The organism is Acinetobacter sp. UBA991 (genome assembly GCF_002292065.1).
In the GTDB taxonomy this organism is placed as follows: Bacteria; Pseudomonadota; Gammaproteobacteria; order Pseudomonadales; family Moraxellaceae; genus Acinetobacter; species Acinetobacter higginsii.
The window spans coordinates 138,532-162,654 of record NZ_DBBF01000014.1; the positions used below are offsets into that span (position 1 = coordinate 138,532).

The 24,123-nt window shown below is 41.9% G+C and carries 25 protein-coding genes; 18 read left to right on the plus strand and 7 right to left on the minus strand.

Annotated elements, in window-relative coordinates:
- Positions 1 to 6: 6 nt before the first annotated feature.
- Positions 7 to 1,032 carry a flavin reductase family protein gene (locus tag B2727_RS05980; RefSeq protein WP_005186403.1) on the minus strand — a complete coding sequence of 342 codons (1,026 nt, stop codon included), beginning with the start codon at positions 1,030 to 1,032 and terminating at the stop codon, positions 7 to 9.
- 312 nt (positions 1,033 to 1,344) lie between these two features.
- Between B2727_RS05980 and B2727_RS05985 the strand changes: the two genes are divergently transcribed.
- Complete coding sequence (locus tag B2727_RS05985; RefSeq protein WP_004801762.1) at positions 1,345 to 1,995, plus strand: TetR family transcriptional regulator; 651 nt, start codon at positions 1,345 to 1,347, stop codon at positions 1,993 to 1,995.
- Between the two features lie 107 nt (positions 1,996 to 2,102).
- On the plus strand, positions 2,103 to 2,738 hold the full coding sequence (locus tag B2727_RS05990; protein WP_004801761.1) for a TetR/AcrR family transcriptional regulator: 636 nt from the start codon (positions 2,103 to 2,105) through the stop codon (positions 2,736 to 2,738).
- Positions 2,739 to 2,789: 51 nt separating this feature from the next.
- Here B2727_RS05990 and B2727_RS05995 read toward each other — a convergent pair whose 3' ends face one another.
- Positions 2,790 to 3,410, minus strand: a complete 621-nt coding sequence (locus tag B2727_RS05995; RefSeq protein ID WP_033133695.1) for a thiol:disulfide interchange protein DsbA/DsbL — start codon at positions 3,408 to 3,410, stop codon at positions 2,790 to 2,792.
- Between the two features lie 421 nt (positions 3,411 to 3,831).
- Here B2727_RS05995 and ubiG point away from each other — a divergent pair, with 421 nt between their 5' ends.
- From ubiG to B2727_RS06050, 11 genes are all read left to right on the plus strand, one after another.
- The gene (ubiG, locus tag B2727_RS06000; protein ID WP_033133694.1) at positions 3,832 to 4,548 is read left to right on the plus strand and encodes a bifunctional 2-polyprenyl-6-hydroxyphenol methylase/3-demethylubiquinol 3-O-methyltransferase UbiG; all 717 of its coding nucleotides are present in this window, start codon (positions 3,832 to 3,834) and stop codon (positions 4,546 to 4,548) included.
- Positions 4,545 to 5,243: an HAD family hydrolase gene (locus B2727_RS06005; RefSeq protein ID WP_004801757.1), complete on the plus strand. Its 699-nt coding sequence runs from the start codon at positions 4,545 to 4,547 to the stop codon at positions 5,241 to 5,243. Before ubiG ends, B2727_RS06005 begins: the two co-directional genes overlap by 4 nt.
- Before the next feature lie 30 nt (positions 5,244 to 5,273).
- Positions 5,274 to 6,020 carry a YciK family oxidoreductase gene (locus B2727_RS06010; protein ID WP_033133693.1) on the plus strand — a complete coding sequence of 249 codons (747 nt, stop codon included), beginning with the start codon at positions 5,274 to 5,276 and terminating at the stop codon, positions 6,018 to 6,020.
- A gap of 181 nt (positions 6,021 to 6,201) precedes the next feature.
- Positions 6,202 to 6,585, plus strand: coding sequence for an RcnB family protein (locus B2727_RS06015; protein WP_004801755.1), 384 nt, complete (start codon positions 6,202 to 6,204; stop codon positions 6,583 to 6,585).
- 112 nt (positions 6,586 to 6,697) lie between these two features.
- On the plus strand, positions 6,698 to 8,050 hold the full coding sequence (argA, locus tag B2727_RS06020) for an amino-acid N-acetyltransferase (protein ID WP_005319970.1): 1,353 nt from the start codon (positions 6,698 to 6,700) through the stop codon (positions 8,048 to 8,050).
- Positions 8,051 to 8,369: 319 nt separating this feature from the next.
- On the plus strand, positions 8,370 to 9,362 hold the full coding sequence (locus B2727_RS06025; RefSeq protein WP_033133692.1) for a sulfonate ABC transporter substrate-binding protein: 993 nt from the start codon (positions 8,370 to 8,372) through the stop codon (positions 9,360 to 9,362).
- A 12-nt stretch (positions 9,363 to 9,374) separates the two neighbouring features.
- Positions 9,375 to 10,361, plus strand: a complete 987-nt coding sequence (locus tag B2727_RS06030) for an aliphatic sulfonate ABC transporter substrate-binding protein (protein ID WP_033133691.1) — start codon at positions 9,375 to 9,377, stop codon at positions 10,359 to 10,361.
- A gap of 32 nt (positions 10,362 to 10,393) precedes the next feature.
- Positions 10,394 to 11,569, plus strand: coding sequence for an FMNH2-dependent alkanesulfonate monooxygenase (gene ssuD / locus B2727_RS06035; protein WP_033133690.1), 1,176 nt, complete (start codon positions 10,394 to 10,396; stop codon positions 11,567 to 11,569).
- The gene (gene ssuC / locus B2727_RS06040) at positions 11,566 to 12,369 is read left to right on the plus strand and encodes an aliphatic sulfonate ABC transporter permease SsuC (protein WP_005186375.1); all 804 of its coding nucleotides are present in this window, start codon (positions 11,566 to 11,568) and stop codon (positions 12,367 to 12,369) included. The genes ssuD and ssuC overlap by 4 nt, the downstream gene beginning before the upstream one ends.
- A gap of 13 nt (positions 12,370 to 12,382) precedes the next feature.
- Positions 12,383 to 13,183, plus strand: a complete 801-nt coding sequence (locus B2727_RS06045) for an ATP-binding cassette domain-containing protein (protein ID WP_241345204.1) — start codon at positions 12,383 to 12,385, stop codon at positions 13,181 to 13,183.
- 243 nt (positions 13,184 to 13,426) lie between these two features.
- Positions 13,427 to 14,038: a TetR/AcrR family transcriptional regulator gene (locus B2727_RS06050; RefSeq protein ID WP_004801743.1), complete on the plus strand. Its 612-nt coding sequence runs from the start codon at positions 13,427 to 13,429 to the stop codon at positions 14,036 to 14,038.
- 211 nt (positions 14,039 to 14,249) lie between these two features.
- On the opposite strand, the gene B2727_RS06055 is transcribed toward B2727_RS06050, so the two are convergent.
- The 3 genes from B2727_RS06055 to B2727_RS06065 form a co-directional block, all read right to left on the minus strand.
- Positions 14,250 to 14,537, minus strand: coding sequence for a hypothetical protein (locus tag B2727_RS06055; protein WP_033133689.1), 288 nt, complete (start codon positions 14,535 to 14,537; stop codon positions 14,250 to 14,252).
- A 243-nt stretch (positions 14,538 to 14,780) separates the two neighbouring features.
- Positions 14,781 to 15,347, minus strand: a complete 567-nt coding sequence (locus B2727_RS06060) for a hypothetical protein (protein WP_005319999.1) — start codon at positions 15,345 to 15,347, stop codon at positions 14,781 to 14,783.
- A 61-nt stretch (positions 15,348 to 15,408) separates the two neighbouring features.
- Positions 15,409 to 16,542, minus strand: a complete 1,134-nt coding sequence (locus B2727_RS06065; RefSeq protein ID WP_033133688.1) for a TDT family transporter — start codon at positions 16,540 to 16,542, stop codon at positions 15,409 to 15,411.
- A 206-nt stretch (positions 16,543 to 16,748) separates the two neighbouring features.
- On the opposite strand from B2727_RS06065, the gene ribF reads away from it, so the two are divergent.
- The 5 genes from ribF (at position 16,749) to B2727_RS06090 (ending at position 22,311) form a co-directional block, all read left to right on the plus strand.
- Complete coding sequence (gene ribF / locus B2727_RS06070; RefSeq protein ID WP_033133687.1) at positions 16,749 to 17,750, plus strand: riboflavin biosynthesis protein RibF; 1,002 nt, start codon at positions 16,749 to 16,751, stop codon at positions 17,748 to 17,750.
- A 56-nt stretch (positions 17,751 to 17,806) separates the two neighbouring features.
- Complete coding sequence (gene ileS / locus B2727_RS06075; RefSeq protein WP_033133686.1) at positions 17,807 to 20,644, plus strand: isoleucine--tRNA ligase; 2,838 nt, start codon at positions 17,807 to 17,809, stop codon at positions 20,642 to 20,644.
- Positions 20,637 to 21,179: a signal peptidase II gene (gene lspA, locus B2727_RS06080; protein ID WP_005186355.1), complete on the plus strand. Its 543-nt coding sequence runs from the start codon at positions 20,637 to 20,639 to the stop codon at positions 21,177 to 21,179. Before ileS ends, lspA begins: the two co-directional genes overlap by 8 nt.
- A 1-nt stretch (position 21,180) precedes the next feature.
- Entirely contained in the window at positions 21,181 to 21,663 is a 483-nt protein-coding gene (locus tag B2727_RS06085; protein WP_033133685.1) for an FKBP-type peptidyl-prolyl cis-trans isomerase, read from the plus strand.
- A 105-nt stretch (positions 21,664 to 21,768) separates the two neighbouring features.
- Positions 21,769 to 22,311 carry an NADPH-dependent FMN reductase gene (locus tag B2727_RS06090; RefSeq protein ID WP_033133684.1) on the plus strand — a complete coding sequence of 181 codons (543 nt, stop codon included), beginning with the start codon at positions 21,769 to 21,771 and terminating at the stop codon, positions 22,309 to 22,311.
- A 198-nt stretch (positions 22,312 to 22,509) separates the two neighbouring features.
- Here B2727_RS06090 and B2727_RS06095 read toward each other — a convergent pair whose 3' ends face one another.
- Together B2727_RS06095 and B2727_RS06100 are read right to left on the minus strand one after the other, a co-directional pair.
- A complete protein-coding gene (locus B2727_RS06095; RefSeq protein WP_033133683.1) occupies positions 22,510 to 23,235 on the minus strand; it encodes an AAA family ATPase in 726 nt (241 codons plus the stop codon).
- 118 nt (positions 23,236 to 23,353) lie between these two features.
- The gene (locus tag B2727_RS06100) at positions 23,354 to 24,037 is read right to left on the minus strand and encodes a dihydrodipicolinate reductase C-terminal domain-containing protein (protein WP_033133682.1); all 684 of its coding nucleotides are present in this window, start codon (positions 24,035 to 24,037) and stop codon (positions 23,354 to 23,356) included.
- Positions 24,038 to 24,123: the final 86 nt, after the last annotated feature.

The following is a 24,123-nucleotide window of genomic DNA, read 5'->3' on the forward strand; positions in this document are numbered from 1 at the left end:
TTGTTTTTATAGGTCAATCGTGACTGGGCTTAAGGCCTGGCTCACACATAACTTGATTGGACGATTCGGTTGATCATCAATTTCACCTGTGATCACGTTCTGCGTCACACCACTGACTTTGGTACAGCTACAGCGGTTACAGACACCCATACGGCAACCATGTTGTGGACGTAAACCTGCTTGTTCTGCACTACTTAATAGATTGGTCGTTGCAATAAAATTCTGTTGCGCACGACGGAAACTAATCGGTTGAGCCTCACTTGAATGCTCAATCTGGATCGGTTGGAAAAATTCTTGATGGAAGTTTTCCGCTGCACCCTGTTGGGTATAAATATCTTGTGCTTGGCGCATCATGCTGTGGTGACCACACGCATAAGCCTGCATCTCTTTAAAATTTGGGACTAATTTCTCTAACAATGCTGCATCTAAATGCTGTTTTTGCTCTGCGGTATTAAAGAAATGATAGTTCAACTGTGGATACTGCTCAGCCAAAGCCAAGATGTCCTGATGCAATACTTCTGCACGGTTAAAATAAACCACATGAATCTGTTCAAGCTGCTGTTGAAGTGCTTGTTGCAATAAAGAATAAATGGCAGTAATACCTGAACCTGAAGCAATCAGTAATGCAGGTTGCTGACCTTGATGTAAGACGAAGTCACCTTGTGCCTGTGAGATCTCGAAACGATCGCCTACACACAATTGTTGTGCTGCTTTCGATACCACACCTTGGACTTTAATCCCAAGACGAATTTCGCCCTGTGGCGTGACATCAATAATTGAATAACTACGTTGTTGATATACCCCATTGATCATCAAGGTAATCAAAACACTATGACCTGCTTGGACTTGGCTAAAATCAAAATTATGATTTGGCTTTATCGTCAATAACACCATATCCGAGCTGAGTGGCTGTACGGCAGTCACTTCTGCAAGAATGCGTTTCCAAGCAAAAGTTGGCTTTATTTTTTGCAAAATAAAATCAACGAAATCTTCTCGAATCCAATGTGGCTGATAACTTAACTCTGCGTTCATACGTTCCTCGTTTTGTATCTGGCTATTTATTTTGAGTGAACAAATGTTCGTGTAGTGAACATGTGTACACTATATTTATTTGTGTTCACTGAGTCAACACTTGTTCACTAATTTTTTGAATATTTTTTATACTTTTTAATAAGCCATTTAAAATAAGGAAAAAATTTAAAATTTGCGCATGCTTTGAACTCATATCTAGCAAGCGTTGATCAGTGAAAGATCAAAAACATTGGCATTTAGCAATGGACAAGGACTAAAAAGTTTCTGTTTTTTTTGCTAGACTCTGCTGTACGGTTTCAACGAGTCTTATTCATGTCGATTAGAGATGAACGAAAACAACAGAGTCGGCAGGCTCTACTAGATGCAGCACTTCATCTCAGCACTGCTGGGCGCTCATTTAGTAGTATTAGTTTGCGTGAAGTTGCTCGCGAGGTTGGTTTAGTCCCAACAGCGTTCTATCGTCATTTCCAAGATATGGACACACTCGGCCAAGAACTGGTTGATCAAGTTTCTTTACATCTAAAAAGCTTGATCCATCAATTAGGGCAAAGCTATTTGAAACACAGTGGCAGTGCCAAAACCCGTACCAGTATTGAACTTTTTGTACAGGCCGTGAATCATAGCCCGCAACAATGGCAGTTTATGATTGCAGAACGTTGGGGCGGCTCAGAAACAGTCCGCATTGCGATCGCACGTGAAATTGAGTTTCTAATTGAAGACCTCGCCATTGATCTGTGCAAACTCGAAACCTTCAAACACATTAAAGAAGCCAAAGACTTGCAAGTCTTATCTACGATTTTGATTAATATGTCGTTTACATGGGCAATGACGTGGATCAATTTACCCAAACAATTCACGATTGATCATCTACTCGAACAACAAAACTTATTTATCGACAATGCAGCGACTCAAGTCCGTTTACTCTTCAGTGGCATTTCTAACTGGGAACCACAAAACGCTTGACCTGATCCAAACCAAAGTTTGATATATAAAAGCATTGCTTAGCGTTATGATGCATTAGACACTAATGCAAACGCAGTCCAGAACACTATGAGGAGCTTATAAGCATCATGAATCCTGATCGTCATACTCAGTTCTTAATTCGTAAAGAAAAAATTTTGCAGGTTGCGGAAAAGCTATTATTAGAAAACAACCAAGAAATGACCTTAGATGAACTGGTTGCGGAACTGGATATTGCCAAAGGTACGCTATACAAACATTTCCGTAGCAAGAATGAACTGTTGCTGGAACTGATAATTCAAAATGAAAAAGAAATCTTAAAAATTTCAGATAAATACAATACCGATGTCAAAGAATACGCACCGCGTTATATGCTTTATCATCTAACCTCACCTAGTCGTACCATTCTGCTGCATCAGCTAGAAGAACATCTGACCATGACTGAGTCGAAGTTAAAACATTTGTTTGATGAGCTGTATGCGATTCGTCAGCAGCGTATTGTTTCATTGAAAGATATGACTGAAAAATATTTAAAATCACAGAATTACGATATGTCGATTCGTGATTATCTGTCTTATATCTGGTCTTTGACCTACGGTGCAGCATTATTATTAAACTCAAGCTATTACCAGCGCTCGATTGGTTCGCGTGAGAAGCTGATTAATCTTTATGTGAATCAGGCTTTGTCTCTACCAACACAGAAAGTTCAGATTGATTTAAAAGATTTACAGATTGACCAAAACTAAATGAAAAAAGGACTGTCACTACAGTCCTTTTTTATTGCAGATCGACGCAAATTATTTTGCTTTACGCTCTTTTTCTAGCAAATAATCAACCACTTGAGTTACTTTACCGTCTTCACCTTGAACCACATATTTACCATTCACGACTACGGCAGGAACACCCGTCAACTGGTACTGCTGCGCCAATTTATTCGACTCAGCAATTTTTGCCGTAATTGGGAATGAGTTAAACATACTGTTAAATTTCTGCTCAGGTACACCATAACGCGCGAAGAATTTTGCTTGAGAGGCTTGGTCAAAGATTTGCTGACCGCCATCATGAATCGCATGGAACAATGGAATATGGGTTTTCTTGCGTACACCCAGTGCTTCTGAGACGTAATAACCACGTGCACCTTGTTCCCAGACTTTATTCATCGCCGCAGGGGTACGTAAGAAATAAACGTCTTTTGGAATTTGCTTTAACCATGTTTGCATATATGGTTCAAGCTTGAAGCAGTGCGGGCAGCCATACCAGAAGAACTCACGTACTTCGAGTTGTCCAGCAGGTGCTGACGTTTTGCCTGGGTTGGCAATCACGGTATAGTCTTTACCGGCCACAAAATCTGCTGCCATCGCATTCATTGAGAATGCCAACGCAACTGCACTTAAACCACCTAATACTAACTTTTTCATTGGCTTTGCTTTTCCTCTAAGCATTTTTCGTAAGTTTATATGCTAAATATAAAACAAACACGAGCAATTCGTTTTGCTTCTGTGAAGTTTTTTATTGGATTTATCGCTTTTTTTGCCAGAATCGCTACACTAGGCTAAATTCAGACTCAAAACATTCTCTGAAACTAGATACTCGACAACGTCATCTGCAACCTGCGGGCTATCTACAATATATTGTTTTTGCAATAGATTGGATAAATGCAAGAAGTGAACAGGTTTTGCAGATGACAATGGTTTTGCCTACTTTTCCCGAAAGAAAAGTAGGTCGAACCGAAGGTCTATCCTGAAGAGAGATGAGAACTCAGCAAGACACTGCTGAGTTTAATATTCTAAGGATTCGAGCAACAAAACATCTCCATAAAATATTGATAGAGGTACTTCCATGTCGCAATTGAATGTTGACCCACAAGAAATCGCAAAATTTGAAGCATTGGCTGCCAAATGGTGGGATCAACATTCTGAATTCCGCCCGCTGCATCAAATCAATCCTTTACGTTTAAACTGGGTGGATGAGCGTGTCGGTGGTTTGGCTGGCAAAAAAGTACTGGATGTCGGCTGTGGTGGTGGCATCTTGGCTGAAAGCATGGCACGTCGCGGAGCAGATGTACTCGGTATCGATATGGGCGAAGCACCCCTTGCTGTCGGTCGTTTGCATGCACAACAAGACAATGTACAAAACATTGAATATCGCCAAATCCCCGTTGAGCAATTGGCACTCGAGCAAGCAGGTCAATACGATGTAGTGACCTGTATGGAAATGATGGAACACGTGCCTGATCCTGCTTCAATCGTGAAAGCCTGCCAAACCTTGGTGAAACCAGGCGGTCATGTGTTCTTCTCGACCATTAACCGTAATCCTAAATCGTATTTATTTGCGATTATTGGCGCGGAATATGTGCTGCGTTTATTGCCGAAAGGCACGCATGATTATCATAAATTCATCCGTCCTTCAGAAATGGCGCATGATATTCGCAATGCAGGTTTAACGCTGAAAGAAATGATAGGCTTGCACTACAACCCAATTACCAAACACTATTGGTTAGCACCAAATGTTGACGTGAATTACATGGTGCATACCACCAATACAGGTGCTGAATGAAAGCGGTTTTATTTGATCTAGATGGCACATTAATTGACACTGCCGCAGACTTCATTCGCATCATTCAACAAATGTGCCGCGATGAACAACGACCAGTAGTTGATGCGGATACCATTCGTACTCAAGTATCGGAAGGTGCTCGTGCCATGGTGAAGTTGGTTTATCCTGAATTAGAGGTCACAGACCCTGTATTTCTAGCGCATCGCCAACGCTTTTTAGATGTATATGGTGACAATATTGTGGTCGATACCGACCTATTTGTCGGCATGTACCCATTACTTGAAGAACTGGAAGCACATCAAATTCCGTGGGGCATTGTCACCAACAAACCTCGTGGTCTAAGCGAGTCTCTATTGGCAAAACTGGATCTGACTGAACGTTGTGCTGTCTTGGTTTGCCCAGAAGATGTCAGCAAAACCAAACCTGATCCAGAACCGATGTATTTGGCTGCAAAGCAACTCGAGCTTGATGCGAAAGAGATTATCTATGTCGGTGATCATCCACGCGATATTGACGCAGGTCGTCATGCCGACATGTACACCATTTTGGCTGCTTACGGTTATTTGCCTGTCGAATCACGCGATGATCTTGCCGCTTGGCAAGCCGATGCCATTATTCAAACCATTCCTGAACTGCATCAGCTGATCAAACAGAAAATCACTGTTTTGTCAGAAAATCAGGGTATGATGAATTAAATTTTTAAGATAAGAATAGGAGGCATAACAATGAAATACTCAGAATATCAACCTCGTCCAGATTTATTGAAAGATCGTATTATCCTGATCACAGGCGCTGGTGATGGGATTGGTCGTGCTGCTGCGATGAGTTATGCCCTGCATGGTGCAACCGTTGTATTACATGGTCGCACCTTAAATAAACTTGAAGTTATTTATGATGAAATTGAAGGCTTAGGCGCACCACAACCTGCAATTTTGCCGCTACAACTGTCGACAGCATCAACACATGATTACGAGCTGCTCGTCAGTACGCTAGAGCAACAGTTTGGTCGTTTAGATGGTATCTTGCATAACGCAGGCATGCTCGGTGATCGGGTTGAACTGGCACATTATCCTGTCGATGTTTGGGATGATGTACTCGCAGTAAATTTACGTGCACCGTTTGCCCTCACTCAAGCCTTGTTGCCTTTACTAGAGAAATCTGAACATGCCTCAGTGGTGTTTACCAGTTCGAGTGTCGGCCGTGAAGTACGTGCGCTTTGGGGTGCTTATTCAGTGTCTAAAGTTGCAACTGAGGCCATGAGCAAAATCTTTGCCGCAGAAAATACCTACCCAAACATTCGTTTTAACTGCATCAACCCAGGTGGGACTCGTACCGCCATGCGTGCCAAAGCCTATCCAGAGGAAGATCCAAAAGTCTTGCCAACACCTGACAGCATTATGCCCGCCTATCTGTACCTCATGGGCGATGACAGTTTAGATATGAATGGCCAAAGTATTGACGCTCAAGCTTAATTTCATCCTTACAATAATTCTAAATAACATTGGACACTGGCGTTAAAACTGCTTTTTTCAGAGAAATGTGTGAAAAATCTTCATTGTTTTAAAGGAATAATGAATCGATCTTCACAGTTTCTCTGCATTTTTAACGTACAGTAGTTCACATGAGAGACATCCGAAGTCCATAAGGTGCATCATGAAAAAATTTTTCATTATCTTGGTTTTAGGTTCGACAACCCTGTTCAGTAGTCTGGGGACTTTTGCAGGTCCACATGATCGCGATGATGATTCGCGTGGTGGCGGCTGGCAAAATGGTCGTGGCTTTGATCGTCCAGATGGTGAAAATCGTCAACGTGAACGTCGCATGCGTGAAGAGCGTGGTGTCGAGCGTTTAAAACAGCATCGTTGGCAGGAAGGCTATGTCATGCCGCAGCACTATCGTGGTAACGGTTATAAAGTCGACTATAAAGACAGTAATCTGCCACGCCCAGGTCGTAACGAACAGTGGTACAAGATCAATAATGACTATATTTTAGTCAACTCAGATGACAACAGTATCATCCGAATCATGGGCTTCTAGGTCCTTTTTGCTGGTTCGTCAGAATTAAAGTTGAATCATTGCTTTAGGAATAGATTTATCTTTTGATTTTTTTCGTTAGAATCAGAGCAAGTGCTGTATATCTGAGATCAACATGGCGAAGCAAATGACTGAAAATTCACATAGTACAACAAAAGATTATGTGCATTGGTTTCGCCACTCCGCACCTTATATCAATGCACACCGTGATAAAACTTTCGTTTTGATGTTCTCTGGTGAAGCAGTCCAACACGAAAATTTCCAACATATTATCCACGATATTGCCCTATTACATTCTTTGGGCATTCGTTTAATTTTGGTTTACGGCGCACGTCCGCAAATTAATCAAAATTTGCTTGAACGCAATATCGAGACTCCCTTCCATCAAAGCCGTCGCATTACCACACGCGAATCTTTACGCGGTGTCATGAATGCGGTGGGTTCTATTCGTCTCGAAATTGAAGCCCTCCTCTCCATGGGTTTGGCCAATTCACCAATGTATGGTGCTCGCATTGATGTCGTTTCTGGCAATTTTGTCACCGCCAAACCGTATGGGATTCGCGATGGCATTGATTTCCAGCTCACTGGAGAAGTGCGTTCGATTGATACCGATGCCATTCAACGTCATTTAGACAATCACAATATTGTTTTGCTTGGACCAACAGGTTATTCAACCACAGGTGAAGTATTTAATTTACTGGCTGAAGACGTCGCCACCAAAACAGCGACAGCCTTAAAAGCAGATAAACTGATCTTCTTAGGCGAAAAACAAGGCTTGATGAATGAACAGCAACAGTTATTACGTGAATTAAGTCCGCGCCAGCTAGAACCCTATATTCAACAAAACCAACAACAATACCCAGAATTTGCCTTACACCTCAAACAAGCGCAGCAAGCCTCTTTATCTGGCGTACATCGCGTACATTTGATTTCATATGCTTATGACGGCGCACTGATTGAAGAACTATTCACTCGCGATGGTATTGGTACCTTGATCACCGATGCCCACTATGAAGAAGTGCGTATTGCCAATATTCACGATGTCGGTGGCTTGATTAATCTTCTACGTCCGCTAGAACAGGAAGGCATTCTGGTGTATCGCTCTCGCGAACGTCTTGAAAGTGAAATTGAACATTTTGCAGTGATTGAACGCGACGGTATGATTTTGGCTTGTGCAGCACTGTATCCAATTCCGGCGGGAACAGATGAAATTCGTTCTGCTGAAATTGCCTGCGTCGCAGTGGACTCAAGCTATCGAAAATCCAATCGTGGTAGCCAAATTTTGCAATTCTTGGAAAGCAGAGCCAAACAGCAAGGGATTCAGCGACTGTTTGTGCTGACCACTAGAACCGCTCACTGGTTCCTAGAGCAAGGCTTTAGTCCTGCCAGCGTAGATGATTTACCCAATGCGCGCCAAGCACTGTATAACTATCAACGTAATTCTCTCGTCTTTAAAAAAGCATTGTAGTCATCGCAACGCATACGAAAGGAGATATTTTTATTTTTGATAAAGATATCTCCGCTTCATCATTATCTCTGCTTAAGTGAGTATGAAGAATAAATTCACCAATTGATAAAATAAAAAATTAACTCAACTAAAACAACATCTTACCAAAATAAAAACATTCAGCACTTATTCAATCCATAGATAAGATTATGCAATTTTCTATTTTGCACTTTTCAGCATAAGCAAAGCCCGATTACTTATTTTTTATGCAATAAAAAAAGTTTTAGTTTAGTTGCTCATCTTATTTAAATCTTTTGATTTGTCGGGGAGCACAACCAACATGACCATTTCAATCCATCGTTCATGGGCAACATATAGCATCATCGCAGCAAGTCTTGCCAGCCTGATGAGTGTTGCGGGTTGTGCAAAAAAACCAGAGCAGCAAGAGACAACAAAACAAGAAACCACAACATTAAATATCGGCTTTCAAAAGTATGGCATCCTGCCGATTCTCAAAGCAAAAGGTGAATTAGAAAAAAATCTTGCTGCTCAAGGTGTTAATGTTAAGTGGGTTGAATTCCCTGCAGGCCCACAGCTGTTAGAAGGTTTAAATGTTGGCAGTGTGGTCTTTGGTGAGGCAGGTGAAGCACCGCCAATCTTTGCTCAAGCAGCCAATCCAAACTTGGTGTATGTCGCCAACCAACCACCTGCACCGACAGCAGAAGCGTTAATTGTACAAAAAGATTCGCCAATTCAATCGATCCAAGATCTGAAAGGTAAACGCGTCGCGTTGAATAAAGGCTCAAATGTTCATTACCTCTTACTCAAACTATTAGAAGAGAACAATCTCAGCTTAAACGATATTCAACCTGTTTACCTGCCACCGTCAGATGCACGTGCAGCATTTGAAAAAGGTGCTGTAGATGCTTGGGTGATTTGGGATCCTTTCTTCGCCGCAGCTGAACACCAAATACATGCCCGTGTGATCGCCACAGGTGAACACTTAGTCAGTAATCATCAATTCTATTTGGCCGACCGCCAATTTGCTGAAAGCCATCCTCAGGTTTTAACGACCTTGGTCACCACACTCAATCAAACCACGGATTGGGTCAAAGCACATCCAGATGATGCAGCCAAATTACTGGAAAAACCAACAGGGCTTGAGTTTGATGTTTTAAAAAGCTCAATTTCGCGCATGGGCTTCGGGGTTCAACCCATCTCTGCCAAAGTCGCAACAGAGCAGCAATATGTCGCTGATGCCTTCTTTGCGCAGAAACTGATTCCGAAGCAGCTTGTGATCCAAGATGCCGTATTAAAGAACGACGTTAAATAATTGAGGATCACCATGAAATTGCTATCTAAAGTTTCTGTTTTGGGGTTGCTAATCTCTACATTTTCACTGAGTGGTTGCCAGAAGCCAGAGCAGAGTACGGAGAAGGCAACTTCAGTAACTGAAAATACGGCTGTCAAAACCCTATCCATTGGCTTCCAGAAATCTTCCCTCAATTTGTTAGTTGCCAAACAACAAAAGCTATTTGAGCAAGAATTTCCAAATGCCAAAATTGAATGGCGAGAATTTCCAGCAGGTCCACAAATGCTTGAAGCACTGGCCGTTGGTGCAGTCGATTTTGGTTATGTCGGCAATACCCCACCCATCTTTGCGCAAGCCGCAGCTAAACCATTGAGCTATGTGGCTTATGAAGTAGTTGCACCAACAGGCCAAGCTATTTTGGTACATACCAACGATAAAATCAGCACCCTGCAAGACTTAAAAGGCAAACGTGTCGCAGTTCAAAAGGGCTCCAGTGCGCACGAACTTTTGGCAAAAACCTTGCAGAAAGCGGGTCTATCTTGGCAAGACATTCAACCGATTTGGTTACCTCCTGCCGATGCACGCGCAGCTTTTGACAAACAGGCCGTTGATGCGTGGGCAATTTGGGAACCCTACTTAGGTACAGCAGAACTGCAAGGCCATACCAAAACCTTGGTTGATGGCTCTGCTTTTCCAACCACTTATTCTTTTTATATTGGTAATCCTGATTTTATTCAAAAGCATCCTGATTCTGCGCCAAAGCTGATTAAGAGCATCAACATCGCGGATCAGTGGATTGTGCAGCATCAAGATCAGGCGCTACAGATTTACGCACAAAGTACGGGGCTGAGCCTTCCTGTGGCGCAACGTGTTTTAGACAAACGACCAAAACCATCTCCTGTGCACATCCTCACAGCTGAGGTCATAAAGAGTCAGCAACAAATCGCCGATTTATTTAAACAAGAGCAACTCATTCCTGTGCACATTGATATTCAGCACAGTGTCTGGTCTGCCCAATAAACATTGATTTCATTTTCATAAGGAACATCGACATGAATATTTTCTGGTTTATCCCCACTCATGGTGACAGTCGTTATTTAGGCACCAGCAAGGGTGCTCGTCAGGTCGATCATGCTTATATGAAACAGATTGCAGTTGCCGTGGATAATCTGGGTTATGCAGGCGTACTCATTCCAACAGGACGCTCTTGTGAAGATCCTTGGATTACGGCAGCCAGTTTAATTGATGCAACTACCCAGCTTAAGTTTTTAGTCGCACTTCGTCCTGGGCTAACCACACCAGCACTTGCTGCACGCATGGCAGCCACTTTTGATCGTCTCTCCAATGGCCGTATTCTGCTCAACCTTGTCACCGGTGGTGATGAACAGGAACTCAAAGGTGATGGACTCTATGAGGATCACAGTACCCGTTATCAAACTGCCTCTGAATATGTCAAAATCTGGCGCGAAATTCTCACTCGCTCACATACGGGTGAACCGTTTAGCTTTCACGGCGAACGTCTCAGCGTGGATGATGCCAAACTGCTCTATCCACCTATACAAAAACCTTATCCACCGCTTTGGTTCGGTGGCTCATCGGAAGCTGCAACCGAGCTTGCTGCTGAGCAAGTTGATACCTATTTGACTTGGGGTGAACCTCCTGCTGCCGTAAAAGAAAAGATTGAGCATTTACGTGCCAAAGCCGCAGCCAAAGGCCGTACCCTGAATTATGGCATTCGCTTACACGTGATTGTGCGCGAAACCAATGAACAGGCTTGGGCCGCTGCAGATGAACTGATTCAATACTTAGATGACGCAACGATTGCCGCAGCACAGAAAAAATTTGCACAAATGGATTCAGTGGGTCAGCAACGTATGGCTGCATTACATGGTGGTCGTAAAGATCAACTTGAAGTATCACCGAACCTATGGGCGGGCATCGGCTTAGTCCGTGGTGGCGCGGGAACCGCTCTAGTGGGTGACCCAGAAACCGTTGCTGCACGAATTCAAGAATATGCAGACTTGGGTATTGATACCTTTATTTTCTCAGGTTACCCACATTTGGAAGAGTCAATTCGCTTTGCCGAACTGGTGTTCCCTTTACTGCCACTCAAAACCCGTGAAAAGCTGGCACAACCACATTTAACTGGACCTTTCGGAGAAATCATTGCCAATAACTATGTCCCTGAGACCAAGGAACCAAAAACCTTGATCAAGGAGGACGCATGAGTGCAAAACCTTTTTTGAATGATGTTTCACGTGGAACACAAAAAATAGGCAAAGGTCTCCTGCCTTGGCTATTCCCAATTCTGCTGATCCTGATTTGGCAAGCAGCTTCAAGCTCTGGCTTATTGCAAAGCAGAGTATTGCCAGCTCCAACTGCTGTCGTGAGTGCCTTCTGGCACTTACTGATCAGTGGTGAACTTTGGCAGCATGTCAAAGTGAGTGCTGGTCGTGCCTTACTCGGCTTATTGATTGGTGGTGGCTTAGGGTTAGTTTTGGGGCTATTGAATGGTTCGTCCCGTATCGCATCGACTTTACTAGATACCACCTTGCAAATGATCCGTAATATCCCTGCGCTAGCCCTGATTCCACTGGTGATTTTATGGTTTGGGATTGATGAAACTGCCAAGCTATTTTTAGTGGCTGTCGGCGTATTTTTTCCAATGTATATCAACACTTATCACGGTATTCGCTCGGTTGATCCACAACTGATCGAAATGGGAAAAAGTTACGGACTCAATCGTTGGCAACTTTATAAAGACATTATTTTACCTGGTGCGATGCCCTCGATTTTAGTTGGGCTACGTTTCTCTTTAGGTCTGGTTTGGGTCCTGCTCATCGTGGCTGAAACCATTTCTGCACAAGCAGGAATTGGCTATATGACCATGAATGCACGAGAGTTTTTACAAACAGATATCGTCTTGGTCGGGATTTTACTGTATGCCCTACTCGGAAAATTAGCAGATGTATTGGCTCAAGTGTTGGAACGTTATCTACTGCGCTGGCATGCAGGTTATCAAAAATAATAAGGACATAACGATGAGTAACTTAAATTTAAACTTCTACGATAACAACCTGATTCAGCCCGTTGCTGAACCAGAAACCGTAAGCTCGCCAGACAATGGCGCTCATATTCTGATTGAGCAGTTATATAAATTTTATGGCGACGTCAAAGTCCTTGAAGACCTTGATCTGAACATTCAAGCGGGTGAGTTTGTTGCCATCGTTGGTCGTAGTGGCTGTGGTAAAAGCACCCTGCTCCGTTTGATTGCCCAACTCGAAAAAGCCAGTTATGGCGAAATCAAGTTCCAATCCGCTCGCAATTTCCGTGAAGGCATTACCAACCACGATATTCGTGTCATGTTCCAAGATCCACGCCTGTTACCATGGAAAAGCATTATACAAAATGTACAATTGGGGTTGCCTAAAAATCAGCATCAACTTGCAGAAGCATTGCTAGAAAAAGTCGGGCTAAAAGACAAAGCCACGCAATGGCCAGCTCAGCTCTCAGGTGGACAACGCCAACGCGCTGCACTTGCACGGGCGCTTTCCCATACACCTCGTATTTTGCTGTTAGATGAGCCGCTCGGCGCATTAGATGCACTAACCCGTTTGGAAATGCAGAACCTGATTGAACGCCTTTGGAAAGAACAAGGTTTTACCGCCATCTTAGTTACGCATGATGTCAGTGAAGCGGTTCAACTTGCCGATCGGATTATTCTGCTAGATCAAGGGCATATCGCGCAGAGCTTTCAAGTCAACTTACCGCGCCCACGAAAAAAGAGTATTGCCTTTGCTCAACTCGAGCAACAAGTCCTCGATGCGGTTTTAGCTACCTAAAGCCGCATTCATTTGCACTCAAATGTGACCAAAATAATAAAAACCTAGTGCTCTTTTGCTCTGATCAGAAAAAAATTATTTACAAAATATGTATGCATTTTTTTAGATTTCAATAATTATCAAATACATCGTTTGCATTGGCCTAAAAAGTATATTTTTTTCGATAAAAAATTTTCGCAATTGTGCACAAATCCGACAATTTATCTTACAATGTCAATGACATTTTTTGAATCAAGCTCGCAGATGGAACAGAAGAAAAGTACACAAAAGCGCAATCAACTGCTGAATGCTGCCCTAGATGTTTTTTCCGTCTATGGGTTTAGTGGTGCCAGCCTCGATGAGATTGCACAACTGGCAAATATGCATAAATCGAATATTTTCTATTACTATGAAAATAAAGAATCGCTTTATGTCGAAGTGCTTACCACTGTGTTGCAAAAGTGGCTTGCACCCTTACAAACCTTAGAGTCTGAGCTTGAGCCAACTGAAGCCCTCACTCACTATTTGATTCAAAAAATTGAAAGCTCACGTGATCAACCGAAAGCGTCACGTTTATTTGCTCTTGAGATTATTCAAGGTGCGCCGCATATTTTGCCAATATTAAAAGGCCCTTTGAAAAAGCTATTTAAGCGTAAAACCAAAGTGATTCAAACTTGGCAAGAACAAGGTAAATTGTCCGCAGAGGTCGATCCAGAATTATTAATTCTCAACATTTGGGCCATCACGCAAAACTATGCCGATTTTTCAACACAAATCGAAATGGTCACAGGTAAAACCTTACGTAACCGTAGCATGTATCAACGTACCATCGAACATACTATCCATGTGATGCTATACGGCGTATTGCCACGTTAATTTTTCTTCTAAAAGCCTGAATTTTAGCGATTGAAATATACTAAAAAGCGACCTTGTTAGTCGCTTTTTTATTCAATACATGATGAAAAACCATTCTTGTACGCTCAACCCTAGAATGACTTAGCTTAACGTGATGATACTTAGGAAGTATCAAGTTTTCCGTGTAGGTGTATTATGTTAATCGTAGATTTTCTAACTTAATGATCTAAGCTTAAATAGTAAAAACTTCTATTCCATCCACGGTAATGTTTAAGCTCCTAATCGTAAGCCATGGCCAAACACGAACATTTAACACAATTTTATACTGTTCAATGTCAAAACAGAAAGATAGAATAAACCAAGGCTGACTTGTTCCACCAGCTACAGCATTTCCATCAAGCACAACATATTCATACCCAGCTCCTCGTCCAAGATATTCCACATGATAAGAATTACCGTCTATGGTGAGCAAAAATTTTCTATAAAGCCATTTTTTCTCTAATAGTTTGCAAACAATCATCGCTACACTCAATAATACTATTTCAACTTCCGTGTACGGAGAAACCTAATACTTTACCATTTAAAAATGACTAATTATTGAAAATAAGAAATTCTTAAATATTGATTTTAAAAAGAAAAGTGTGGCTAAACTCAGTTAACATCGAATACATTGAATATAATGGCCTCTTATATGAGTTAAATAAACAACAATTTTTTATTTCAATGGCTTACCCGCACACATTACAGCGTTAGATCTTTGCATTTAAAAATGCGCTTGATACAGCGCCAATAATTTTTGTGCACCAAGCAACAGATTTTCTTCCCAGTCCAGATGCGCAGTATCATTGGCACCATCTGTAATATATTTGACTGAAATCAAACGTACTCCTAGCTTTTGACACACTTTGGCCAAAGCATAGGCTTCCATATCGACGAGGTTACAACTAACCTTTGGAATCCCTGTTTCAAAAGAATCACCTGTGCCGCAGATCCCTTTGGGTAAAATCTCAAAATGAGGCTGAGTATGGATCTCCGCAGGAATTTCATCATCCATCGGAGTGACCCCAACTGCGAAACCTAAAGGAGACACATCCATATCACGTTGTACGAAAGTGATCACCTCAACCAGACTATGTGCATCAAAGTGTGAACTGCCTGCACTGCCTAAATTGATTAGCGTTTTGCATCCCGTCTTTTGAATCACTTCAAATGCCTTGAATGCTGCATTAATTTTGCCGATGCCACTGTAATGAACGTCAATCCCTGCTTGCTCAAACAAGCCTTTAGATTCATTCGGCAAAGCCATAATCAGAGCAACATCAGCATTCATAAAAAGACTCATTCAAATCAAAATAGAGACACAAAAAGGTGTGCTTCGGCACACCTCGATATTATTGCATCTTCTGCTGTAAGGCGACTAAACAGGGAGAGAAAAATAACTGACCGCTATACGCCCCTGCCAGTGTTTTCTTCATCACCAATGCCCATAGGCCAACCAACAACACACTTAAAACCACAGCCGCATACTGTAAGAAGTCGATATGTAACTGATGCGCCAAGTTGAAGATCGCCAAGATAAAGACACCGAATGGGAAAGTCAGTCCCCACCAACCCAAGTTAAATGGAATGCCAGTACGCATATGGCGCAGTGTGGTCAAAATCGCAATCCCAAACCACCATAAACCAAAACCTAATAGCACCAAACTTGCCACAATACCCAAGGCTGGCAGTAATGTCGCTAAGCCTTCAAAGCCCATCGCCTGCATAATACGTGGCGCTTGTTCACCCAGTAATAATAACGCTAATGCCCCTGTTCCAATCGGCCCTAAACATAACCAGCTAGAAATCGCGACTTCTTTTTCAGGTAACTGGTGTAAAGCTAAACGTAACATCAAAATCGTTAAGACCGCAAAAGCAGGCAGTACAGAAATACCCCACAACACATAGCCTATAATCAAGATGGTTAATGCATGTTGATCGGCAGCTAAATGTTGTAATAGCAGCCCCGCAGAGCTGGCAGCGACTTCACAGGCCACGATCGGGAGTAACCATACCGCAGTCATACGATGTAATTGATGATCTTGGCAACTAAACATACAGAATGGCACCACCCAAGCAATCACTACCGCCAGAACAACATCGATATACCAAAGGTAAGTGGCAATCTGAACGGCAATATCGCCATATAAATGGGTACCGAAACTGAGAAAACCATTGGCAATCGTCGCTAAACCCATCGGAATCGCACCGAGGAATAAGCTCATGTTGGGGTGAGTAAAAATCTGCTTGGCTTCAGTTGGAAATAAAATCCAGCGTAAGATATACAGCACGCTAAAGGTGCTAAATAACAAAATATTAAATTGCCATAATTTGGTCGCAAGCATAAATAAGACAGATGAAGCGAAAGGCAGCTGTGCTAAAATCATCGCCACCACACCTGTTCCCATGGTTGCAGTAAACCAGTTCGGGGTAAAATGGCGAATCACATCGGTGCTCTGTTCTAGCTGATAAAACGGCTTTTTCATCTCTTTCTCAATATCAAGCGACTATGCAGCTATTTTAGGTCAATCTTTAAATAAGAAAAATTGATTTATTTTTATTTAATGAATCAATTTTATTGATATAAAGACTTTAAATATTGAAATTTTTCTGTGTAAAAACACAACAACAAGACGAAACGCTGAGAATATGGCAATATATAGCCTTTGCAAAATCACTGTATTTAACGCCCATGAAGTTGCTTCGTCTCAACGCATTATCGCCAGATTTTAAGTTACCCCCAACTGCGGTAACGATTGGCAATTTTGATGGTGTCCATCTCGGCCATCAAGCGATGATTGCTCAACTCAAAAGCTTGGCTGAAGCGCAAGGCTTAAAAACATTGGTGATGATTTTTGAGCCACAACCACTTGAATTCTTTAAAGGTTATGATGCACCTCCGCGCATCAGCTCGCTCAGAGAAAAAGTAGAATATTTAACTGAGCTCGGTGTGGACTACATTGCAGTTGCGAAATTTGACCAATATTTTAGAAGTCTAAATGCCGCAGAATTTGCCGACCTACTCAAATTAAAACTCAATGCACAAAGCTTGGTGCTGGGCGATGACTTCCATTTTGGCAAAGACCGCCAAGGCAACAGTGAATTCTTACGTGACTACGGTTTTGATGTCACCAATTTAAATACGGTGGCTTTAAATAATGAACGTGTCAGTTCAACTCGTATTCGTCAGGTCCTTCAACAGGGTGATCTGGCATTAGCGGCAAAACTATTGGGCCGTCCTTATAGCATCACAGGCCGAGTGCAATATGGCGATCAGATTGGTCGTACCCTTGATTTTCCAACCATTAATGTGCGTTTAAACCGTCATAAACCCTGTTTAAACGGGATTTATGCGGTGGATGTGGTCTGTGAAAATGCATCATTGAATGGAAAAGTAAAACATTCAGACCCTGCCCTCAATGGGATTGCAGGCTATCAAGCTGACAGTTTGTTTGGTGCAGGTCATGTGGGGACACGCCCAGCCATCAAACAAGACCAGCCAGAATGGCGATTAGAGGTACATTTCCCTGATGTTTCTGCTAATCTGTATGGCTTATTGATGCGGGTAACCTTTCTTCACTATTTGCATGGTGAACTGAATTACCCTTCGCTTGAAGCCCTCAAAGCCGGAATTAATGATGATGTGCAAAAGTTACGAGATTATCGTAGCAGCACAGCAGAATTTCCTTTTTAAATTTAAAACGTAATACATGTCAGTTTACAAACTGATCAAACTGGAAGAAAACTTGCATGAGCGATAAGCAAACTCCTGAAAATGCAGTGGATTATAAAGCCACACTCAATTTGCCAGCGACTGAATTTGCCATGAAGGCAAACTTGGCTGTGCGTGAAGCCAAATGGTTAGAAGAGTGGTATGCCGACAACATTTATCAGCAGATTCGTGAAGCGCGTATTGGCAAGAAAAAATATGTACTGCATGACGGCCCTCCATATGCCAATGGTCAAATCCATTTAGGCCACGCAGTCAATAAAGTCTTAAAAGACATCATTATTAAAAGCCGCGTTTTAGATGGCTTCGATGCACCGTATGTGCCGGGTTGGGACTGTCATGGCCTACCAATCGAACTAAAAGTCGAAGAAAAAGTCGGTAAAGTAGGCGTTAAAGTTGATGCCTCAACTTTCCGTAAGGCTTGCCGTGAATATGCCTACACCCAAGTCGAATTACAAAAGAAAGACTTTGTGCGTATGGGCGTTTTTGGTGATTGGGACAATCCATACCTCACCATGAACTTCAAGCAAGAAGCTGACATCGTTCGTGCGCTTGGCGCCATTGCCAAAGCAGGTCATATCGAACCGGGTTTAAAACCTGTGAACTGGTGTATGGACTGTGGTTCTTCACTAGCTGAAGCTGAAGTTGAATACGAAGATAAAAAATCAGATGCGATTGATGTTGGCTTCACCGTTGTTGATCTTAAAGAGCTTAGCGCACGTTTGAATGTTGATGTTCAAGATGCAACAGATATCGTGATCTGGACCACTACACCATGGACTTTGCCTGCCAACCAAGCGGTCGCGCTACACGCTGATATCGACTATCAATTGGTTCAAGTGACCACTGACCGTGGTACGCAAAACTTTATTTTGGCCAAAGACTTGGTTGAATCAGCGATCGAACGTTACAAACTGGAAAACCCAATTGTACTTGCTGATTTCAAAGGTGCTGCAATTGAGAACCTTCTTTTACAACATCCACTGTTGGCAGATCGTCAAGTACCTGTAATTCTAGGCGAACACGTGATTGCAACCAGCGGTACAGGTGCCGTTCATACTGCACCCGGCCATGGTGTAGACGATTATAAAGTCGGTTTGCTGTATCAATTAAAAGTTGAAAACCCTGTCGGTGGTAATGGTGTTTATTTACCAACATCGCCAATTTTTGCAGGGGAACATATTTATAAAGCCAATCCTCAAATCATTGAGGCATTGGGTGCAGTTGGTCGTTTATGGGCACATCAGCCAATTAAACATAGCTATCCGCACTGCTGGCGCCATAAAACTCCAATTATCTTCCGTGCGACACCACAATGGTTCATCAGCATGGATGCCAATGGTCTGCGCCAAAATGCCTTGAATGCGATTGAAAATGATATCGAATTTGTACCTGATTGGGGACAAAGCCGTATTCAATCCATGATTGAAGGTCGTCCAGATTGGTGTATCTCGCGTCAACGTACTTGGGGTGTCCCAATTCCATTTTTCGTGCACAAAGACACCAATGCATTGCACCCACGTACGCCTGAATTGATCGAAGAAGTGGCTAAACTGATCGAGCAAGAAGGTATCGATGGTTGGTATAACCGTGAAGCGAGTGAGTTCATCGGTGCTGATGCAGAACAATATAATGCGGTCCGCGATACCCTAGACGTTTGGTTTGACTCAGGAACTACACACTACGCTGTGCTGCGTGAACGTGATGATCTACAAGATCCAGCAGACTTGTATCTTGAAGGTTCAGATCAACACCGTGGCTGGTTCCAATCATCGTTGTTAACCTCGATTGCGATCAATGAACGCGCGCCATATAAAGGTCTACTCACCCACGGTTTCGTGGTTGATGAGAAAGGTCGTAAGATGTCTAAATCATTAGGCAACATCATTACCCCACAAGATATTATCAAAGATATGGGTGCTGATGGCTTACGTTTCTGGATCGCATCTGCTGACTACCGTTACGAAATGACAGCTGGTAAAGAAATCTTTAGCCGCGCGTCAGATGGTTATCGTCGTATTCGTAATACCTTACGTTTCTTGTTGGCAAACTTGAATGGCTTCAAACCATCAACAGATGCGTTACCAGTTGACCAGTTGATTGCATTGGATCAATACATCTTACAACGTGCTGCTGAGGTTCAAAAAACCATCCAGCAAGCCTATGAAGAGATGAACTTTCACATTGTAACCAATGCGCTAACAAGCTTCTGTATTAATGACTTGGGTGGTTTCTACCTCGACATCATCAAAGATCGTCAGTACACCACCAAAGCAGATTCACAGGCACGTCATTCTGCGCAAACTGCGCTATATCATATCGTGCAAGCTTTTGTTCGCTGGATGTCACCTATCCTCAGCTTTACCGCACAAGAAGCTTGGCCATTGATTCCAGAACAAACTGGAAAATATGTATTTACCGCTGAATGGTATGACATCCCAACTGCATCAACAGCAAACTTACTGTCTGAAGCAGATTGGCAAACATTGATTAGCGTAAAATCAGCAGTAAATAAACAGATTGAAGCAGCACGTAACGCTAAACTCATCGGTAGTAACCTATCTGCTAAAGTTGAACTTTGGGCAGATGAAGCATTACAAACATTGTTAAACCAATTGGCTGATGAATTACGTTTTGTCTTGATTACCTCTCAAGTCATCGTTCACCCTTATGCTGAACAAGGCGAAAGCACAGACCTCGAAGGTCTGCGTGTGCAAGTTTCAGCGGCAGACGGTGAAAAGTGTGTACGTTGCTGGCATGTATTGCCTGATGTAAATACACACGTTGGTCATACTGGTTTATGCGCTCGTTGTATTATCAATGTCACTGGCAGTGGCGAAGTGAGAAAATATGCATAATTCTGTGCAAACAAGCCCAACAAAAAAAGGCTTATTCCAATTTTACCCGCACAACGTACTCTGGCTTGGACTTTCAGTCCTTGCCATTGTGTTGGATCAATGGACCAAATGGATTGCAAGTTCGCATTTAAACTATGCGGACCCTGTTCCCGTCCTGCCGTTTTTAAATTGGACACTGCTGCATAATTATGGCGCAGCATTCAGCTTTTTGTCGGATGCAGGTGGCTGGCAACGCTACTTCTTTACCTCATTAGCAGGTTTTGTTTCGGTAATTTTTGTTTTCTGGCTGATGCGTATGCCTAAGAAAATGATTGTATTACCGATGGCAATTGCATTGATTCTTGGTGGAGCAATTGGCAATCTGATTGACCGTGTCAGCTTAGGCTATGTGGTCGACTTTATTCATGTTTACTATCAAAACAGCCATTTTCCAGCCTTCAACCTTGCGGATAGCTCAATTACCCTAGGCACGATTTTACTACTGATTGATACTTTCTTCTTAGAGAAGAAACGCAACCAAAATGCGGATGCATAAGATGAACGAAATTATCCAACCAAACGAAGAAATCCGTATTCAAGAAGGCTCAAAAGTCGACTTACATTTTTCTGTATCGGTTGAAAATGGTGTTGAAATCGACAATACCCGTGGTCGTGAAGAACCAGTCAGTCTTGTGATTGGTGATGGCAACCTGTTACCAGGGTTTGAAAAGGCTTTATTTGGTTTACGTGCAGGCGACCGTCGTACTGTACATTTACCATCTGAAGATGCTTTTGGACCTTGGAATGCCGAAAATATCCAAATCTTTGATACGGTTAAATTTGAACAACGCCCAATCGTGGGTCATATGATTGAGTTTGAAGACAAGGCCAAAGCTACACTGTTTGGCGTTGTAAAATCAGTCAATGATGACACCACAGAAATCGATTTTAATCATCCACTGGCAGGCAAAAATATTACTTTTGAAGTAGAAATCTTCAAAGTCACCCCAGCAGGCCAGCAAGGCATCAAATTGATGTAACAAAAAAGCTCTCAAATGAGAGCTTTTTTTATCGCTAAAAAAAAGTATAAGATCATTTAAAGGCATTCATTTTTAAAATCAAAGCAATAACATAGGAATTTAAACATGCTCATTTATATTATTGTTGGTAGTGTTCGGGAAGGTCGTACAGCGATCAAAGTCGCAAATTGGGTACAACAAGCAACGACTGAACTCGCGCTAAAAGATATTCAAACTGAAGTTGTTGATCTTAAGGAATGGGACTTACCGCTATTTGCAGGTTCTCATCCACCAGCAACAGGCGTCTATGATCAGCCTAAACAACAGCAATGGGCAGATAAAATTGCGCAGGCACAGGCATTTATCTTCATTAGCCCTGAATATAATCATGGCTATAGTCCAGCACTGAAGAATGCCTTGGATTATGTGGGTAAAGAATGGCAAGGCAAACCTGCAGCCTTTATCGGCTATGGTTCAACCAATGGCTCACGTTCAATCAGTCAAATTCGCCAAGTAACCTCAAGCTTAGGTCTAATTGATCCGAATGCTGTGATTGAAATTCGCGATATCTTTAAACGTAATAAAGACGACAATTTTGACGCCAACGAATTTGAAGTGAAAGGATTAGCAGCACTCGTTGCCAAATTACAGAAGTATCATATCGCTTAGTTGTACGCCTAAGCGTACGTTGATTAGGTAGATTTACGTCTATTCCACTTTCGACTTAGTCGCTAATATATGAACCATAGAGAGACAGGAAGTCTCATTGAGAATAATAAAACACACAGGACGTGGTCGTTAATAGGATATCAACGACATAAACTGAATATGAAGAAGCCCCGTCAGGATGATGGGGCTTCTTTTTATCTATTCTTTCTCTAACAACTGCTGGATTCTCTTTTGATAATTATTTAAAAAATCCTTTGTTACCCGAAAATGCTCTGTTTCTTCATAAGATATTTCTTTAATCCCTGAATCCGAAAATTGATAAATTTTGGCATTTGGATAAGCCAATAAAATGGGAGAATGGGTGGCAATAATAAATTGAGATTGCTCCCGGCATAAACGATCCAAAACAGATAAGGTTGTCATCAACATTGTTGGAGACAGGGCGGCTTCTGGCTCATCTAAAAGATATAAACCTTTCCCTTTTAATTTCATTGTTAATAATTTTAAGAAAGCCTCTCCATGCGAGCGCAAATGTATATCTCCCCCATACTCCACCAAATAGTTTACTTGCTTCATATAGGTTGCAACGTTATAGAAGCTCTCGGCACGTAAAAAGTAATAATCTTGGGGCTTCTTATAGCTTTTTATCGTTCGAATCGCCTGATGCAAATCAGAAGCTGTTGTCGCTGTATTTAATTGTACATTCCGCGTTCCACCTTCTTCTGAAAAACCCAAAGCAAGTGCTAAAGCTTCAAGAATGGTCGACTTTCCTGAACCATTCTCCCCGACAAAAAAAGTGACTTCTGGATGGAACTCGATACTTTCTAAATCATTAACCGCAGGAACGACATAAGGATAACTGGCCCAATCCAAGGACTCAGGTGCTTTAAACTTCACAGCTCGAATGTAGGGTCTTTCTTGCATAAAATATTGGCAAAACGATTTGTTATAGCATGCTAGATTTTAAGTTTGAAAAATACCTTCATTCATTTATGAACGTCTTGTACTGTCGTATTGCTCAAATGATCTCTTCAGACCTTATCTAAATCCAATGATTATCAATGAGCTCCATGACATCATATAACCGTTTTTCTAAGTGATTGCTCCCTACAGCACAAATAATGTCTTTCACCCCATCTACATATGGTGAATCACCTAAAACCTTTGTTTCCAAAACAATTGAACACGATTTATCATCTGATATTTGAATACGATGATATGCATGTCGAGCTAGATTTTGTTCAGGAATCCCAAGCTCAAATTGCTGTCTTTTCACATCACGTACGGATTCGATTGCATCATCCTGCATACTGAGTGACTTGGCCATCGCCACCGCTGTTCCAGGTACAGATGTTTTATTGGCTTGATGAGATTCAATGATACTTATTTGATATTGGCTGAAATTTTTCCCACTTTTTTCAATCATTTTCATAAATTTAAGCATTAATATATTGGTATTTGGGCATAAAACTACTGGGATATTCAAATAATCTTGCTTGTAATCAATATCCGTTGATAGCTCAATAAGAGTAGAACCTGTTTGTTTACAATAAGAAACTGCCTCATTTAGCTCTCTGCCAGAACCAGCATGTACGACAATCGCTATCTCAGCTTCATTATTATTTCGATCAGCCCAAGCGAAGACTTTATATTCTTGATTAAAATCCAGTCCTTTGAGTAATTCATTCGCTAATTTACCAGAGCCAATAATATATACATTAGTCATAAATTAAGATTTGTAGAAGATTTTCTTTATTTTAATCTATTTCCCACTACCTATTTTCGTCCACACAATAAAAAACACCCCCAACG

What these genes read in the sequence shown, in the direction of transcription:
- B2727_RS05980 (WP_005186403.1), bottom strand. Translation starts at nt 1,032, where the DNA reads ATGAACGCAGAGTTAAGTTATCAGCCACATTGGATTCGAGAAGATTTC.
- B2727_RS05985 (WP_004801762.1), top strand. Translation starts at nt 1,345, where the DNA reads ATGTCGATTAGAGATGAACGAAAACAACAGAGTCGGCAGGCTCTACTA.
- B2727_RS05990 (WP_004801761.1), top strand. Translation starts at nt 2,103, where the DNA reads ATGAATCCTGATCGTCATACTCAGTTCTTAATTCGTAAAGAAAAAATT.
- B2727_RS05995 (WP_033133695.1), bottom strand. Translation starts at nt 3,410, where the DNA reads ATGAAAAAGTTAGTATTAGGTGGTTTAAGTGCAGTTGCGTTGGCATTC.
- ubiG (WP_033133694.1), top strand. Translation starts at nt 3,832, where the DNA reads ATGTCGCAATTGAATGTTGACCCACAAGAAATCGCAAAATTTGAAGCA.
- B2727_RS06005 (WP_004801757.1), top strand. Translation starts at nt 4,545, where the DNA reads ATGAAAGCGGTTTTATTTGATCTAGATGGCACATTAATTGACACTGCC.
- B2727_RS06010 (WP_033133693.1), top strand. Translation starts at nt 5,274, where the DNA reads ATGAAATACTCAGAATATCAACCTCGTCCAGATTTATTGAAAGATCGT.
- B2727_RS06015 (WP_004801755.1), top strand. Translation starts at nt 6,202, where the DNA reads ATGAAAAAATTTTTCATTATCTTGGTTTTAGGTTCGACAACCCTGTTC.
- argA (WP_005319970.1), top strand. Translation starts at nt 6,698, where the DNA reads ATGGCGAAGCAAATGACTGAAAATTCACATAGTACAACAAAAGATTAT.
- B2727_RS06025 (WP_033133692.1), top strand. Translation starts at nt 8,370, where the DNA reads ATGACCATTTCAATCCATCGTTCATGGGCAACATATAGCATCATCGCA.
- B2727_RS06030 (WP_033133691.1), top strand. Translation starts at nt 9,375, where the DNA reads ATGAAATTGCTATCTAAAGTTTCTGTTTTGGGGTTGCTAATCTCTACA.
- ssuD (WP_033133690.1), top strand. Translation starts at nt 10,394, where the DNA reads ATGAATATTTTCTGGTTTATCCCCACTCATGGTGACAGTCGTTATTTA.
- ssuC (WP_005186375.1), top strand. Translation starts at nt 11,566, where the DNA reads ATGAGTGCAAAACCTTTTTTGAATGATGTTTCACGTGGAACACAAAAA.
- B2727_RS06045 (WP_241345204.1), top strand. Translation starts at nt 12,383, where the DNA reads ATGAGTAACTTAAATTTAAACTTCTACGATAACAACCTGATTCAGCCC.
- B2727_RS06050 (WP_004801743.1), top strand. Translation starts at nt 13,427, where the DNA reads ATGGAACAGAAGAAAAGTACACAAAAGCGCAATCAACTGCTGAATGCT.
- B2727_RS06055 (WP_033133689.1), bottom strand. Translation starts at nt 14,537, where the DNA reads ATGATTGTTTGCAAACTATTAGAGAAAAAATGGCTTTATAGAAAATTT.
- B2727_RS06060 (WP_005319999.1), bottom strand. Translation starts at nt 15,347, where the DNA reads ATGAATGCTGATGTTGCTCTGATTATGGCTTTGCCGAATGAATCTAAA.
- B2727_RS06065 (WP_033133688.1), bottom strand. Translation starts at nt 16,542, where the DNA reads ATGAAAAAGCCGTTTTATCAGCTAGAACAGAGCACCGATGTGATTCGC.
- ribF (WP_033133687.1), top strand. Translation starts at nt 16,749, where the DNA reads ATGAAGTTGCTTCGTCTCAACGCATTATCGCCAGATTTTAAGTTACCC.
- ileS (WP_033133686.1), top strand. Translation starts at nt 17,807, where the DNA reads ATGAGCGATAAGCAAACTCCTGAAAATGCAGTGGATTATAAAGCCACA.
- lspA (WP_005186355.1), top strand. Translation starts at nt 20,637, where the DNA reads ATGCATAATTCTGTGCAAACAAGCCCAACAAAAAAAGGCTTATTCCAA.
- B2727_RS06085 (WP_033133685.1), top strand. Translation starts at nt 21,181, where the DNA reads ATGAACGAAATTATCCAACCAAACGAAGAAATCCGTATTCAAGAAGGC.
- B2727_RS06090 (WP_033133684.1), top strand. Translation starts at nt 21,769, where the DNA reads ATGCTCATTTATATTATTGTTGGTAGTGTTCGGGAAGGTCGTACAGCG.
- B2727_RS06095 (WP_033133683.1), bottom strand. Translation starts at nt 23,235, where the DNA reads ATGCAAGAAAGACCCTACATTCGAGCTGTGAAGTTTAAAGCACCTGAG.
- B2727_RS06100 (WP_033133682.1), bottom strand. Translation starts at nt 24,037, where the DNA reads ATGACTAATGTATATATTATTGGCTCTGGTAAATTAGCGAATGAATTA.